Annotated in this window: 16 protein-coding genes; 9 read left to right on the top strand and 7 right to left on the bottom strand. The window is 71.8% G+C overall.

Translation table 11 applies throughout. The features are described from left to right. Positions 1 to 16: 16 nt before the first annotated feature. Positions 17 to 1,123, bottom strand: coding sequence for an NAD(P)/FAD-dependent oxidoreductase (locus BLA60_RS01300; protein ID WP_154814044.1), 1,107 nt, complete (start codon positions 1,121 to 1,123; stop codon positions 17 to 19). A 116-nt stretch (positions 1,124 to 1,239) separates the two neighbouring features. On the opposite strand from BLA60_RS01300, the gene BLA60_RS01295 reads away from it, so the two are divergent. After that, entirely contained in the window at positions 1,240 to 1,437 is a 198-nt protein-coding gene (locus BLA60_RS01295) for a ferredoxin (RefSeq protein ID WP_075131434.1), read from the top strand. Positions 1,438 to 1,453: 16 nt separating this feature from the next. Here the strand turns inward: BLA60_RS01295 and BLA60_RS01290 are convergent, their stop codons facing one another. Then, positions 1,454 to 2,527, bottom strand: coding sequence for an alcohol dehydrogenase catalytic domain-containing protein (locus tag BLA60_RS01290; protein ID WP_075130800.1), 1,074 nt, complete (start codon positions 2,525 to 2,527; stop codon positions 1,454 to 1,456). A 185-nt stretch (positions 2,528 to 2,712) separates the two neighbouring features. Here BLA60_RS01290 and BLA60_RS01285 point away from each other — a divergent pair, with 185 nt between their 5' ends. After that, the gene (locus BLA60_RS01285; protein ID WP_075130799.1) at positions 2,713 to 3,015 is read left to right on the top strand and encodes a putative quinol monooxygenase; all 303 of its coding nucleotides are present in this window, start codon (positions 2,713 to 2,715) and stop codon (positions 3,013 to 3,015) included. Positions 3,016 to 3,028: 13 nt separating this feature from the next. On the opposite strand, the gene BLA60_RS01280 is transcribed toward BLA60_RS01285, so the two are convergent. Then, positions 3,029 to 3,664: a GntR family transcriptional regulator gene (locus BLA60_RS01280; protein WP_075130798.1), complete on the bottom strand. Its 636-nt coding sequence runs from the start codon at positions 3,662 to 3,664 to the stop codon at positions 3,029 to 3,031. 248 nt (positions 3,665 to 3,912) lie between these two features. Here BLA60_RS01280 and BLA60_RS01275 point away from each other — a divergent pair, with 248 nt between their 5' ends. Together BLA60_RS01275 and BLA60_RS01270 are read left to right on the top strand one after the other, a co-directional pair. After that, positions 3,913 to 4,785: a 2-hydroxy-3-oxopropionate reductase gene (locus BLA60_RS01275; RefSeq protein ID WP_075130797.1), complete on the top strand. Its 873-nt coding sequence runs from the start codon at positions 3,913 to 3,915 to the stop codon at positions 4,783 to 4,785. Between the two features lie 63 nt (positions 4,786 to 4,848). Next, positions 4,849 to 5,706 carry an aldo/keto reductase gene (locus BLA60_RS01270; RefSeq protein WP_075131433.1) on the top strand — a complete coding sequence of 286 codons (858 nt, stop codon included), beginning with the start codon at positions 4,849 to 4,851 and terminating at the stop codon, positions 5,704 to 5,706. Here BLA60_RS01270 and BLA60_RS01265 read toward each other — a convergent pair. The 4 genes from BLA60_RS01265 to BLA60_RS01250 form a co-directional block, all read right to left on the bottom strand. Then, positions 5,703 to 6,983 (bottom strand): RNA polymerase sigma factor, encoded by a 1,281-nt coding sequence (locus tag BLA60_RS01265; protein ID WP_154814043.1) that lies wholly within the window; start codon positions 6,981 to 6,983, stop codon positions 5,703 to 5,705. The genes BLA60_RS01270 and BLA60_RS01265 overlap by 4 nt on opposite strands. 68 nt (positions 6,984 to 7,051) lie before the next feature. Continuing rightward, positions 7,052 to 7,468, bottom strand: coding sequence for a YciI family protein (locus BLA60_RS01260; RefSeq protein WP_075131431.1), 417 nt, complete (start codon positions 7,466 to 7,468; stop codon positions 7,052 to 7,054). Between the two features lie 5 nt (positions 7,469 to 7,473). After that, positions 7,474 to 7,896 carry a YciI family protein gene (locus BLA60_RS01255; protein WP_342744692.1) on the bottom strand — a complete coding sequence of 141 codons (423 nt, stop codon included), beginning with the start codon at positions 7,894 to 7,896 and terminating at the stop codon, positions 7,474 to 7,476. Between the two features lie 87 nt (positions 7,897 to 7,983). Continuing rightward, a complete protein-coding gene (locus BLA60_RS01250; protein ID WP_075130795.1) occupies positions 7,984 to 8,934 on the bottom strand; it encodes a helix-turn-helix transcriptional regulator in 951 nt (316 codons plus the stop codon). Between the two features lie 63 nt (positions 8,935 to 8,997). Here BLA60_RS01250 and BLA60_RS46095 point away from each other — a divergent pair, with 63 nt between their 5' ends. The 5 genes from BLA60_RS46095 (at position 8,998) to BLA60_RS01230 (ending at position 14,492) form a co-directional block, all read left to right on the top strand. Then, positions 8,998 to 9,123 (top strand): hypothetical protein, encoded by a 126-nt coding sequence (locus tag BLA60_RS46095; RefSeq protein ID WP_281257404.1) that lies wholly within the window; start codon positions 8,998 to 9,000, stop codon positions 9,121 to 9,123. Continuing rightward, complete coding sequence (locus tag BLA60_RS01245; protein ID WP_075130794.1) at positions 9,120 to 10,241, top strand: winged helix DNA-binding domain-containing protein; 1,122 nt, start codon at positions 9,120 to 9,122, stop codon at positions 10,239 to 10,241. Before BLA60_RS46095 ends, BLA60_RS01245 begins: the two co-directional genes overlap by 4 nt. Before the next feature lie 51 nt (positions 10,242 to 10,292). Beyond that, positions 10,293 to 12,116, top strand: coding sequence for a DNA helicase RecQ (recQ, locus tag BLA60_RS01240; RefSeq protein WP_075130793.1), 1,824 nt, complete (start codon positions 10,293 to 10,295; stop codon positions 12,114 to 12,116). 102 nt (positions 12,117 to 12,218) lie between these two features. Continuing rightward, complete coding sequence (locus BLA60_RS01235) at positions 12,219 to 13,418, top strand: M50 family metallopeptidase (RefSeq protein WP_075130792.1); 1,200 nt, start codon at positions 12,219 to 12,221, stop codon at positions 13,416 to 13,418. A 150-nt stretch (positions 13,419 to 13,568) separates the two neighbouring features. Next, positions 13,569 to 14,492, top strand: a complete 924-nt coding sequence (locus BLA60_RS01230) for a LysR family transcriptional regulator (RefSeq protein ID WP_075130791.1) — start codon at positions 13,569 to 13,571, stop codon at positions 14,490 to 14,492. The last annotated feature ends 41 nt before the right edge of the window (positions 14,493 to 14,533 follow it).

Here is a 14,533-nt window from a genome sequence, read left to right as displayed (position 1 = left end):
GGCCGGGGCGCGGAGCTCAGAAGCTCGTCGGCACGGCGGGGTGTCGCTGCACCGTCAGCGCGGTCCGCACGATCATCTCCTTGTACAGCGCGGCGATCCGCCCGGTGAGCACCGCCTCGCGCGGGCTGTCGTCGCCGTGCACGAACTGGATCAGCGCGTCCCTGCGGCCCAGGCTGATGCACTGGTTGAGGTAGCGGAAACGCACCGGCCTCGGGTTCCGGCCCGCGCGCCGCGCCAGGATCGCCCGCACCGCCTGCTGGGCCACCGGAAGTCCGGTGGCCCAGGCCATCCGCAGCTCCTGGCCGTCGGCCCGGTGAACCGAGGCGGCGTCGCCGACGGCGTAGACGTCCTGGTGCGAGGTCGAGCGCAGCGTCTCGTCGACCAGCATCCGGCCGCGGGCGTCGACCGCCAGCCCCGCCTCGGTCGCCAGCGACGGCACGGTGAACCCCGTCGTCCAGACCACCAGGTCCGACGGGACGTGCTCGCCGCCGGCCAGCACCACCCCGTCCGCCCGCACCCGCTCCACCAGCACCCGCTCGCGCACGTCGATGCCCAGCCGGTCGAACACCCGGCGCAGGTGCCGCCGCCCCCGCTCCGAGAGCCGCTCCCCCAGGCCGTCGCCGGTGACCAGCCGGACCTTCAGCGACGGCAACGATTCCGCCAGCTCGGTGGCCGCCTCGATGCCGGTCAGCCCGCCGCCGACGACGGTGGCCGTGCCGGCCGACGAGGCCCGCTCACGCAGCGCGACGGCCTGCTCGGCCGAGGCCACGCCGTGGGCGTGCTCGGCCGCGCCCGGCACCGAGTCCAGATCGGCGCGGCTGCCCAGCGCGTAGATCAGCACGTCGTAGGCCAGCGGCTCCCCCGACGCCAGCTCCACCCGCTTGGCGTCCGGGTCGATCCGGGTCACCCGATCGACGACCAGCCGCGCGCCGGTCCCGGCCAACAGCTCGCCCAGGTCGCGTTCGCGCAGGTCCTGGCCGGCGGCGACCTGGTGCAGCCGCACCCGCTCGACGAACCGGTACCGCTCGTTGACCAGCGTGACGCTCACCCCGTCCTGCCTGGCCGCCAGGTTCGCCGCCAGCTGGCCCGAGTAGCCCGCCCCGAGAACCACGATGTGTGTCATGACGTTCTCCCTTCGCCGTTCGCACGATGGACGGGGACTCGCCGACGTTCGTGACAACGCTCCAGGGCGACGCCGGTCACACGCGGTACGGTCAGGGCGGACGAAGGAGGAACTCCATGCGAGTCGTTGCCGACACCGCCCGCTGTGTGGGCGCCGGTCAGTGCGTGTTGACCCAACCAGCCGTGTTCGACCAGAGCGACGACGACGGCACGGTTGTCCTGCTCAGCGAGACGGTCGACCCCGCGCACGCCGACACGGTGCACGACGCCATCGAGATGTGCCCGAGCCAGGCCATCTCGGTCATCGAGGACTGAGCGGCCCGGTCCGGGTTCAGAAACGCACGATGGTCCGGCCGCCCCGGCCGAAGCGGTCGAACGCCTCGTTCACGCCGCCGAGGTCGGTGCTGTCGGTCGCCAGCGACGCGACGTCGATGCGCCCGTCGGCCAACTCGGCCAGCAGCCTCGGCACGTCCACGTCCGGGTCGCTCGACCCGTACACACAGCCCTGCAGGGTGCGGCCGAACCAGTACAGCTCCAGGGCGTTGAACTCCACCGGGCTGCGGCGGCTGCCGACACCGATGACCGTCACCGTGCCGCCGCGCCGGCTCGCCGACCACGACGCCCGGATCGTCGAGGGCTGACCGACGCAGTCGAACGCGTGGTCGGCACCCCGGCCGCCGGTCAGCCGGCGTACCGACTTGCTGGTCGCGTCGTCGGCGCGGACGAACTCGGTCGCGCCGTGCAGGATCGCCAGCGCCGCCTTCGACTCGGTCACGTCCACGCCGATGATCGGCGACGCGCCCGCCGCCCGCGCCGCCTGCAGCACCGACAGGCCGACCCCGCCCAGGCCCATCACCACCACCGACTGGCCCGGACGCACCCGCGCGGTGTTGTGCACCGCGCCGTTGCCGGTGAGCACCGCACAGCCGAGCAGCGCCGCCGTCTCCAGCGGCACGTCCGACGGGATCGGCACCACACCCTGTTGCGGCACAACGGTTTCCTCGGCGAACGCGCCGGTGCCCAGGCCCGGGTAGAGCGGCGTGCCGTCGTCCAGCTCGCCGTAGGGCTGGGAGGCACGCTCCTCGGCGTGCACGCACAGGTACGGCTCGCCCTCCTGGCAGAACCAGCACTCGCGGCAGGCCGGCGCCCAGTTCAGCACCACCCGGTCACCGACCACGACCCGGTCCACCCCGGGGCCGACGGACACCACCGTGCCGGCGCCCTCGTGCCCGAGCACCGCGGGCATCGTCGGCGCCAGCGTGCCGTTGGCCAGCGACAGGTCGGAGTGGCACACCCCGGCGGCCGCGATCCGTACCCGTACCTGGCCGGGGCCCGGATCGGGAAGCACGATGTCACGCACCTCGAGCGGTTCACCCTGCCGCATCAGCACCGCTGCCCTGACCATCGTTCTCCCTCGTTCGTCGATCTCGTTCGTCGATCAGCCGGACGATTTTTATACCGTTCAGGATGACCGCTCCCACCACCAGGACGACAGTGGTGTGCACCACTGGGCACAGCGCACAAACCCGGGAATCGCCGGGTGTCGCGTTCGTCCAATCGGGCCGGTGCCGGTGAGGGCATGCTGTTGGCATGCGGTACGGATATCTGGGCACCATGCGAACCAGGCCGGGCGGACGCGACGAGGTCGTGCGGATCCTGCTGAGCGGTCAGGACGGCCTGCGCGCCGCCGGCTGCGAGCTCTACGTCGTCGGCACCTCCGAGACCGACCCCGACCTGGTCTGGGTCCAGGAGGTCTGGCGCAGCGCCGAGCACCACCAGGCGTCGCTGGAACTGCCGGCGACCAGGGCCGCGATCGCCGAGGCGATGCCGCTGCTCACCGGCGAGTTCCACGCCCAGGAGATCGACGTCGTCGGCGGCCTCGGGCTCAGCTGACCCGGTCGGAGTCTCACACGTCGTAGAGCGCCAGCCGGATGTCCCTGGCCTCGGCGAAGTGGTCGAGGGCGATCTTCTCTGCGGTGTCGCCGGCCCGCGCCTCGATCGCCTCGACCAGGGCCCGGTGCTGCGCGTTGGACCGCTCCCAGCGCCCGGGGCTGGCCAGGGTGGTCGCCGGGTAGCGGGCCAGGTGCAGGTCGAGGCGCTCCAGCAGGTCGATCAGCGACACGTTGCGGCTGGCCCGCCAGACCGCGGTGTGGAACTGGCGGTTGGTGGTGACCATCCCGTCGACGTCACCGTCGGTCACCAGTTCCAGCCGGGTCAGCGCCCGCCGCAGCAGCATCAGGTCGTGCACGGAGCGGCGCTCGGCGGCGAGCCTGGCGGCGGTGCCCTCCAGCGCGATCCTGGTCTCGTAGATGTCGAGGACCTCTTCCGGTCCGCGTTCGCGGACCACCAACCCCCGGTCGCTGCGCTCGACCAGACCGTCGTGCTGGAGCTTGGACAACGCCTCCCTGATCGGAGTCCGGCTCACCTCGCACCATTCGGCCAACGCCGACTCGACCAGTTGCTGCCCCGGTTGAAGATCTCCCGACCGGATGGCGTCCTTCAGGCGTTGGTAGGGCGTGATCTTGTTTACCGGTTCCGGCATTCGTGCGACAGAACGGCTGGTCCTCGCGGACGCCATGACACATTCTCCCCATCTCGTGCGGCTGGGCGGTTACCCACGTCCGCCGACAGGGGGACATTCTTGGCTGATTCTCGCGACCCGTCAATGTTTCCGCTAAATCATGCTCATCTCCGTGATCGAAACGCTATTGTCCATTTCGGATCACTGATAATGATCGGTAAAAACAACGCTGGTACGGCGGTTGACGTGCGGACGGTACCGTGCCCGGTATGCGGATCGCGTTCATCGGACTCGGGATCATGGGCCTGCCCATGGCCGGAAACCTCGTGCGGGCCGGCCACGACGTCGTCGGCTACAACCGCGGCGCGGCCAGACGGGCGAGCCTGGCCGAGGCCGGCGGCACGGCGGCCGGCTCGATCGCCGAGGCCGTCCGGGGCGCCGAGGTGATCGTCACGATGCTGCCGGACTCCCCCGACGTGACCTCGGTGGTCCTCGGCGAGGACGGCGTGCTGGCCTCGGCCGGCGGGGGCGCCCTGCTGATCGACATGAGCACCATCGCCCCGGCCACCGCGCGCACGGTCGCCGAGCGGGCCACCGAGGCCGGGCTGCGTCCGCTGGACGCGCCGGTCAGCGGCGGTGAGCGGGGCGCGATCGACGGCACGCTGTCGATCATGGTCGGCGGTGAGCGGGCCGACGTCGAGGCCGCACGCCCGCTGCTGGAGGTGCTCGGCGCGACGGTCGTGCACGTCGGCCCCGCCGGGTCCGGCCAGACGGTGAAGGCGGCCAACCAGCTCATCGTCGCCGGCACGATCGAGCTGGTGGCCGAGGCGCTGACGTTCCTGGACGCGCACGGCGTCGAGTCCGGCCCGGCGGTCGAGGTGCTCGCCGGCGGCCTGGCCGGCAGCGCGGTCCTGGACCGCAAGGCCGCCGGGATGCTGGCCCGCGAGTTCGCCCCCGGCTTCCGGATCGACCTGCACCACAAGGACCTGGGGATCGTGGTCGACTCGGCGCGCGCGGCCGGCGTGGTGATCCCGCTGGGGGCGGTGGTCGCCCAGCTGATGGCCGCCGCCCGCGCCCAGGGCGACGGCGACCTCGACCACTCGGCGCTGCTGCTGGGCGTGCAGCGGCTCTCCGGGCGGTAGGTGGACAGCACGGTGTCGATCACCGAAGCTGGTCGGGACGGTTCCGGACACACGGGAGGCATCATGCGGACTCGCCGCATCGGCGACGTCGAGGTCAGCGCCATCGGGCTCGGCGGCATGCCGATGTCGGTGGAGGGACGGCCCGACGAGCAGCGGTCGGTCGCGGCCGTGCACGCCGCGCTCGACGCCGGCGTGACCCTCTTCGACACCGCCGACGCCTATCACGTGCACGCCGACGAGGTCGGCCACAACGAGTCGCTGATCGCCGGCGCGGTCGCCAGCTACGGCGGCGACACCTCCGGGGTACTGATCGCCACCAAGGGCGGACACCTGCGCCCCGGCGACGGTTCGTGGATCCTCGACGGGTCCCCGGAGTACCTCAAGCGCGCGTGCGACGCCTCGCTCAAGCGGCTCGGCGTCGAGGCCATCGGGCTCTACCAGTTCCACCGGCCCGACCCGAAGGTGCCGTTCGCCGACTCGGTCGGGGCGCTGCGCGACCTGCTCGACGCCGGCAAGATCCGACTGGCTGGCGTGTCCAATGTGGACCCCGCGCGGATCAGGGAGGCCAACGAGATCCTCGGCGGGCGGCTGGCCAGCGTGCAGAACGAGTTCTCCCCCGCCTTCCGGTCCAGCGAGCCCGAGCTGGAGCTGTGCACCGAGCTGGGAATCGCGTTCCTGCCGTGGAGTCCGTTCGGCGGCATCGCGCACGCCGGCGCGCTCGGCGACCGGTTCGCGGCGTTCACCGAGGTCGGCCGGGCGCACGGGGTCAGCGCGTACCAGGTGTGCCTGGCCTGGATGCTCGCCCGTTCACCGGTGCTGATCCCCATCCCCGGCTCGTCGCGCCCGGAGACGATCCTGGACTCGGTGAAGGCCGTCGACCTGACCCTCACCGCCGAGGAACTGGCCGCCCTGGACGGCTAACCCAGCTCGCCGGCCCTCGCCGCCGCCTTCGCCGCCCGGTCACGCAGCAGCCGCTGCTCGACCTCGTTGCGGGTCAGCTCGGCGGCCCTGGCGAACTCGGCGCTGGCCTCGGCGTGCCGGTCGAGCTTGCCGAGCAGGTCACCGCGCACGCTGGGCAGCAGGTGGTAGTTCTTCAGCAGCGGCTCGTCGACCAGCTCGTCCACGATCCGCAGGCCGATCTCCGGGCCGAAGGCCATCGACATGGCCACCGCGCGGTGCAGCTCCACCACCGGCGAGGGCAGCACCTGGACCAGCCGCGCGTACAGCGCGGCGATCCTGGTCCAGTCGGTCTGCTCGGGGGTCCGCGCCCGCGCGTGACAGGCCGCGATGGCCGCCTGCACCTCGTAGGGACCGGCCTGCCCCGGCAACTTCGCCGCCCGGTCCAGCGCGGCCAACCCGCGGTTGATCAGTAGCTGATCCCAGCGGCGGCGGTCCTGGTCGAGCAGCAGCACCGGCTCGCCGCCCGGGCCGACCCGCGCGCGGGTACGGGAGGCCTGGATCTCCATCAGCGCGATGAGCCCGTGCACCTCACGTTCGGCCGGCACCAGCTCGGCGAGCATCCGGCCCAGACGCATCGCGTCCTCGCACAGCGTCGGGCGCACCCAGTCCGAGCCGCCGGTCGCCGAGTAGCCCTCGTTGAACACGAGGTACACGACCTCGCACACCGACGCGAGCCGTTCCCCGAGCTCGGCGGCGCCGGGCACCTCGAAGGGCACCTTCTTCTTCGCCAGGGTCTTCTTCGCGCGCACGATCCGCTGGGCGATCGTCGGCTCGGGGGTCAGGAACGCGCGGGCGATCTCCTCGGTGGTCAGCCCGCCGAGCAGCCGCAGCGTCAACGCGACCCGGGCCTCGGTGGACAGCACCGGGTGGCAGGAGATGAACACCAGCCGCAGCAGGTCGTCGCTGATGTTGCTGTCGATGGCGTCGAAGTCCGGCTCGGCGGTGGGCAGCTCCTGGGTCTCCAGGTCCCGCCCGATCTCAACGACCTTGCGTTCCAGCGTCTCCCGCCGCCGGAACTGGTCGATCGCCCGCCGCTTGGCGATGGCCATGAGCCAGGCGCCCGGGTTGTCCGGGACGCCCGACTCCGGCCACTGCTCCAGCGCGGCGACCAGCGCGTCCTGGGCAAGTTCCTCGGCCAGGCCGACGTCGTGCACCATCCTGGTCAGGCCGGCGATCACCCTCGCGGACTCGATCCGCCAGACCGCCTCGACCGTCCGGTTCGCCTCAAGCGTCCCCACGCGACTTATCACAACAGAGCCGTGGAGAACGTGGCAACCTGGGGTCAGCGGCAGGGTCAGCGGCAGGGTCAGCGGCGCTGCTTGAGCTCCGCCTCCATGGCGTCCTGCCTGGCCCGCAGCTCCGGGGTCGCCGCGTCACCGAAGTCGTCGACGGTGACGATCTGACGGATCTCGATACGGCCCGGCACGCTCGGGTCGGCGGGCACCCGCTTGATCCACTCGATGGCCTCCTCGCGCGACTTGACCTCGAGGATCCAGAACCCGCCGATGACCTCCTTGCCCTCGGCGAACGGCCCGTCGATCACCGTCGGCACCCCGTCGCGGAACCTGACCAGCGCGCCGTCGGAGGAGGGCATCAGGCCCTCGCCGGCGAGCATCACGCCGGCCTTGACCAGTTCCTCGTTGTACCGGGCCATCTCGGCGAAGACTTCCTCGCTGGGGGCCGGCAGGTCCTCGGCGCCCTGCACCATCACCATGAACCGCATGTCGTTCACACCTTCCGGTTCTGCTCGGAGTCGGCGCGCAGCTGGCGTTCCTTCTCCTTGAGCTCGTCGCTGATGTCGTAGTCCTCCAGCTCGCCGACCCGGCGGATCTCCAGCTCGACGTTGCCGTGCCCGTCGAGCGTCGGCCAGCGCTTGACCAGCTCGATCGCGTCCTGCAACGAGTCGGCCTGGATCATCGTGTAACCGGCGACCAGCTCCTTGCCCTCGGCGAAGGGCCCGTCGACGACGGTCGGGCCGGCGCCCCCGCGCCACTCGACGGCCGCGCCCAACGAGGAGGGTGTCAGGCCGGCGCCGTCGAGCAGCGCCCCCGCCTTGAGCAGCTCCTCGTTGTAGCGGGACATGGCCTCGAACAGCTCCTCGCTCGGCTGCGCCCCCGCCTCTGTCTCCTCGTCCGCCCTGCGGATGATCATGAAACGCACGTTGTCACTCCCCTTCGGTCAGTTCCGGCGTCAACCTGGCGTCGAACACACCGAGGCCGGATCGACACGCGCCCCAGACTATTTCCCACCAGTTGCCCGCGCGGCGCGAGCGGACACCGTGGCCAGGTGTTCCACCAGCTCAGCCGGCTCGTGCGCGTCGAACTCGCACCCGAGCGTGAGCAGCCGGAAGGCCAACCACTCGACGGTGTCGGCCACACTCTCCCATCGGCACCGGCCGTCATCGACGGGGGTCACCCGCCCGCCCAGGTGCGGCGGCACGTCGGCGGCCGGCAGGTGCAGTGTCACCACCGCCTGGAAGCTCGGCACGGTCGAGTACATCCTGGCGGTGACGAACGCGGCCGCGTCGCCGCCGGGCACCGCCCGCGGCGTGAACCGGGCGCCGGTGGCCACCGGGTCGCTGACCCGGTCGAGCCGGTAGACCCGCCAGTCGTCGCGGTCGAGGTCGTGGGCCAGCAGGTACCACCGGCGGCCGGCGGAGACCAGGTTGTGCGGCTCGACCTGCCGACGGCTCCGCGCACCGTCGCCGGCGCGGTAGGCGAAGCGCACCCGCTCCCGGTTGGCGATCGCCGCCGCGGCCAGCGTCAGGATCTCCGGGTCCACGTCCGGCCCGGTGCCGGGCAGGGTCACCGTGGCCGCGCCCAGCGCGCCGACCCGGTAGCGCAGCCGGGCCGGCAACACCTGTTCGAGCTTGGTCAGCGCCCGCACCGACGCCTCCCCGATGCCGGCCACGGCCTGCCCGGCCGACACCCGCAGGCCGACGGTGATCGCCACCGCCTCCTCGTCGTCGAGCAGCAGCGGGGGCATCGCCGCGCCGGCCGCGAGCCGGTAGCCGCCCTCGGCGCCCATGGTGGCGTGCACCGGGTAGCCGAGGGCGCGCAGCCGGTCGATGTCGCGGCGGACGGTGCGCTGGCTGATCTCCAGCCGCCGCGCCAGTTCGCTGCCCGGCCACTCGCGCGGGGTCTGCAACAACGACAGCAGGGCCAGCAACCGGCCTGAGGCTTCACTCACACCGCCCACCCTGCCACCCATGTAGGTCAGATTCTGACCTACATGACGGTTACCGTCGCCGCCATGAACACCGTGACCCTCTGGACCGTCGGCAAGGTCTTCCCGCGGCTCCACGTCGCCGACTCCGCGCCGCCGGCGTTCGTCGCGGCAATGCGCTCCGTGCGCGAAGCGGAGCCGGTGCGCGGATGACCGCGTTCACCTGGGCGCAGGTCTGTGCCCGCCGCCTCGCCCGGCACGGCCTCGCCGGGCCGCTCACCACCGGGCCGGCCGGCGTCGCGTCGGCCGTGGCCGGCACACACGCGCAGGTCATGTCCGCCGCCGAGCTGTCGATCGGGCTGCGGCTGGCCGGCGCGACCCGCCAGACCGTGCGCGAGGCCCTGTGGACCGACCACAGCCTGGTCAAGACGTTCGGACCGCGCGGCACCGTGCATCTGCTGGCCGCCGCCGACCTGCCGATGTGGACCGGTGTGCTGGGCACCATCCCGTTCGGTGGCGGTCAGCCCCCGGCGCACGTGCGGATGACCGACGAGCAGACCGAGCAGGTGATCGCGGCGGTCGAGCACGCGGTCGCCGACGCGGAGCTGACCATCGACGAGCTGTCCGACGCGGTCGTCGCGGCGTGCGGCGCGTGGGCCGGCGACCCGGTGATGGAGGCCTTCGGCGGGAAGTGGCCGCGCTGGCGACAGGCACTGCACCTGGCCGGCCTGCGCGGGGCGCTGTGTTTCGGACCGGGCCGGGGCCGCAAGGTCACCTACACCAACCCGCGCCGCTGGCTGCCCGGTTTCGCCCCGGCCGCCCCGGCGCCGGCCGAGATCCTGCGCGCCTACCTGCACGCCTTCGGGCCCTCGACCCCGGCCCGGTTCGCGAACTGGGCGGCGGCCCCGCCGGCCTGGGCGCGCACGGTGTTCACCGACCTGGCCGGCTCGCTGGAGGAGGTGACGGTCGACGGCGAGCCGGCGTGGGTGTGGCGGGGTGACACCGACGTTCCCGACGACCCGCCCCGGGGCCTGCGCCTGCTGCCCTACTTCGACACCTACGCCTACGCCGTGGGCAACGACCGCCCCCGGCTCTACCCCGGTCCGGCGTTCGACCGGGCGGCCGGGAACTTCCAGGTCATGATCATCGACGGGGTCGTGCGCGGCCGGTGGCACCAGCGCCGCTCCGGCCGCAGGGTCGTGCTGACCGTCGAACCGTTCGGCCGGTTCCGCCGCGCGGCGCTCGACGAGCAGGTGGACCGGGTCGGCGAGATCCTGGAGGCGACACCGGAACTGGTCATCGGCGAGGTCACGGTGGGCGGCCACGCCTGACCTGTGGACAACTCGTGGGGCGTGTCGGGGCGCGCCCCTAGAATCGCCGGGGTGACCGTGCCACACACCGACACCCCCGCCCTGCACACGTTGCGTCGCGTGTTCGGCTACGACGCCTTCCGCGGCGAACAGCAGCAGATCATCGACCACGTCGTCGACGGTGGTGACGCGCTGGTGCTGATGCCCACCGGCGGCGGGAAGTCGCTGTGCTACCAGATCCCCTCGCTCGTGCGGCCCGGTGTCGGCGTCGTCGTCTCCCCACTGATCGCGCTGATGCAGGACCAGGTCGACGCGTTGCGCGCGCTCGGTGTGCGGGCCGGCTTCCTCAACTCCACCCAGCACTTCGAGGACCGGCGGCTGGTCGAGAACGAGTTCCTGAACGACGAGCTGGACCTGCTGTACCTCGCGCCGGAGCGGCTGACCGTCGAGTCGACCCAGCGGCTGCTCGACCAGGGCCGGATCTCGGTGTTCGCGATCGACGAGGCGCACTGTGTCGCCCAGTGGGGCCACGACTTCCGCCCCGACTACCTCGGGCTGTCGGCGCTGCACGAGCGCTGGCCGACGGTGCCCCGGATCGCGCTGACCGCCACCGCCACCGAGGCCACCCGCGCGGAGATCGCCACCCGGCTCAACCTGACCGAGGCGCGGCACTTCGTCGCCAGCTTCGACCGTCCCAACATCCAGTACCGGATCGTGTCGAAGAACAAGCCCGAGCAGCAGCTGCTGGAGCTGCTCACCACCGAGCACCGGGGCGACGCGGGCATCGTCTACTGCCTGTCCCGCGCCTCCACCGAACGCACGGCCGCTTTCCTGAGCCAGAACGGGATCGAGGCGCTGCCCTACCACGCCGGGCTGGACGCGCGGACCCGCGCGGCGAACCAGTCGCGGTTCCTGCGCGAGGACGGTCTGGTCGTGGTCGCCACGATCGCCTTCGGCATGGGGATCGACAAACCGGACGTGCGGTTCGTCGCCCACCTCGACCTGCCCAAGTCGGTCGAGGGCTACTACCAGGAGACCGGCCGCGCCGGCCGCGACGGCCTGCCGTCCACGGCGTGGCTGGCCTACGGCCTGGCCGATGTCGTGCAGCAGCGCAAGATGATCGCCACCTCCGAGGGCGACGACGCGCACCGCCGCCGCCTGGGCACCCACCTCGACGCGATGCTGGCGCTGTGCGAGACCGTGGAGTGCCGCCGCGTGCAGCTGCTGAACTACTTCGACGAGCAGGCCACCCCGTGCGGCAACTGCGACACCTGCCAGTCGCCGCCGGAGTCCTGGGACGGCACGATCGCCGCGCAGAAGGTGTTGTCCACGGTCTACCGGCTCGACCGGGAACGCCGCCAGAAGTTCGGTGTCGGCCACGTCGTCGACATCCTGCTGGGACGCACGACGGCGAAGGTCACCCAGCACCGCCACGAGACGCTGACGGTGTTCGGGGTCGGCACCGACCTGTCCGAGCCGGAGTGGCGCACGGTCGTGCGCCAACTGCTGGCGCAGGGCCTGCTGACCGTCGAGGGCGACCACGGCACGCTGGTCCTCACCGAGGCGAGCGCCGAGGTGCTCGGCCGGCGCCGTGAGGTCCGGCTGCGCACCGAACCCAAGCGCCCCACCAAGTCCGCCAGCCGCTCCCGGTCGACCCCGGTCGTGGAGCTGGCGCCGGAGGCCAAGCCGGTCTTCGAGCGGCTGCGCGCGTGGCGCGGCGCGACCGCCAAGGAACAGGGCGTCCCGGCGTACGTGATCTTCCACGACGCCACGCTGCGCCAGATCGCCACCGACGCCCCGGCGACCCTGGCCCAGCTCGGCACGGTCAACGGCGTCGGCGAGAACAAGCTGGCCAAGTACGGCCAACAGATCCTGGACACGCTCGCCGAGGCGTGACGATCGGCGCGGGGCTCGCGTCGTCACACCGGGACCGACGCCGGTTTCGCGTCCTCGGCTACCCCAACGGTCACTTCACCCCGCCGCTGGCAGTGTTGGCGCATGCTGGCCTACCTCCTCGGCGTGCTGCTGTTCGTGCTGGGCGTGTGTCTGTCGCTGTCGCTGCACGAGGCCGGGCATCTGGTGGCGGCCAAGGCGTTCGGCATGAAGGTCCGCCGCTACTTCGTCGGTGTCGGCCCGACGGTGTTCTCCTTCCGGCGCGGTGAGACCGAGTACGGCCTCAAGGCCCTGCCCTTCGGCGGGTTCTGCGAGATCGCCGGCATGACCACCCTCGACGACCTCACGCCGGACGAGGAACGCCGGGCCATGTGGAAACACAAGACGTGGAAACGCAATACGGTCATGGCCGCCGGCCCGGTGACCCATCTGCTGCTGGGTTTCGTCCTGCTCTACGCCCTGGCCACCACCCTGGGTCTGCCGAACCTGACCGAGAAACCGGTCGTCACCACCACCGCGCCGTGCGTGACCGACGCGCGCACCGCCGAGGACCTGGCCAACCCCACCTGCCCGCCCTCGGCGACCGGCCCGGCACGGGCCGCCGGGATCCGGCCGGGCGACGAGATCCTCGCCGTGGCCGGCACCCCGACGCCCACCTGGCCGGAGATGGTCGCCGAGGTCCGCGACGCCGCCGGGCCGACCGCGTTCACCGTCCAGCGCGACGACCAGGTGCTGACGCTGACCGTCGACGTCCCGACCGTCACCCGCCCGTCGGACACCGGACCGGTCGAGGTCGGGGTGGCCGGTGTGTCCACCACGACGGCCTTCGCCTACGGCCCGCTGTCGGCGGTCCCGGCCACGATGTCGTTCTCCGCCGACATGTTCGTCCAGACCTTCCACCGCCTGGTCGAGTTCCCCGAACGCGTCCCGGCGCTGGTCAGCTCGATCTTCGGCGGCGAACGTGACCCGAACACCCCGATCAGCGTCGTGGGCGCCAGCCGCATCGGCGGTGAGGCCGTCGCGGCCGGCCTGTGGTCGCTGTTCCTGCTTCTGTTGGCCGGCCTCAACTTCTTCATGGCCGTGTTCAACCTGCTGCCGCTGCTGCCGCTGGACGGCGGACACATCGCGGTGGTCAGCTACGAACACCTGCGCAACCGCCGCCGGCGACGCCGGGGCCTGGTGGCCGCCGCGCCCGTCGACTACACCCGGCTGTCCACCGTCACCCTGACCCTGGTCCTGCTCGGCGGCGCCCTGCTGCTGCTCACCGTCACCGCGGACCTGGTCAACCCGATCCGGATCACCTGACCGCCTGATCCGTCAGCCCGTCGGTGTCTCGTCGTGGACGCGGGTCACTCAGACACAGTCGGTCACCTTCCACCTTCGGAAGGGTAACTCCGTCGAGGCAAGACCCGTGCCGGCTTTACCGACGGCTGTCAAGGGGGTATCTCTTTGTCCATGTTGCTGCGCCAGTTGGAGTACCTGAGCGCGTTGGCGCGGGAAGGTCACTTCGGTCGCGCGGCGCAGTCCTGCCACGTCTCCCAACCCGCGCTCTCCGCCGCCATCCGCAAGCTGGAGGCCGAGCTCGACGTGCAGATCGTCCAGCGCGGGCAACGTTTCGAGGGTTTCACCCCGGAGGGCAAACAGGTCCTGCGGTGGGCGCACCGCATCCTCGCCGAGCAGGACGCCATGCGCCACGAGCTGTCCAGCATGCGCGGCGGCCTGTCCGGGGTGCTGCGCATCGGCGCGATCCCCACCGCGATCACCCTCGCCTCGCTGCTCACGACCCCGCTGTCCGAACGCCACCCGCAGCTGCGGGTGTCGATCGAGTCGTTGTCCAGCAAGGAGATCGTGCAACGGCTGGCCGAGTTCGACCTCGACATCGGCATGACCTACGTGGACAACGAGCCGCTGGGCACGGTCCGCGTCGTGCCGCTCTACCGCGAGCGCTACCTGCTGCTCACCGCCGTCGACGGCGAGTTCGCCACCCGCGACTCGGTCGGCTGGCAGGAGCTGGCCGAGACCCCGCTGTGCATGCTGGCGCCGGTCATGCAGCACCGCCGCATCCTCGACCGGAACTTCGCCGAGGCCGGCGTCACGGTCACCCCGTCGGTCGAGGCCGACAGCGTGTCCTCGATCTACGCGCACGTCGCCACCCGGCAGTGGTCGGGGGTCATCGCGCACGCCTGGCTGCACGTGTTCGGCGTGCCGGAGGGGCTGCGGGTGGTGCCGTTGGAACGGCCGCGCCGCGAGTACCAGGTCGGGCTGGTCCTGGCCGACCGCGACCCGGAACCGATGCTGGCCAGGGCGTTGCTGGACACCGCGCACCGGGTCGACGTGCACGCCCGGCTCGACGAGCTGGTCCAGCGGTACCTGGCCTGATTTTCGCGCCCTCCGAGAATTTCTCCCCAGGTCGAACCGGC

It is taken from the genome of Actinophytocola xinjiangensis, assembly GCF_001921215.1.
Classification (GTDB): Bacteria; Actinomycetota; Actinomycetes; order Mycobacteriales; family Pseudonocardiaceae; genus Actinophytocola; species Actinophytocola xinjiangensis.
The sequence above is the reverse complement of the archived record's forward strand: the minus strand, read 5'-3'. Positions and strand labels throughout refer to the sequence as shown.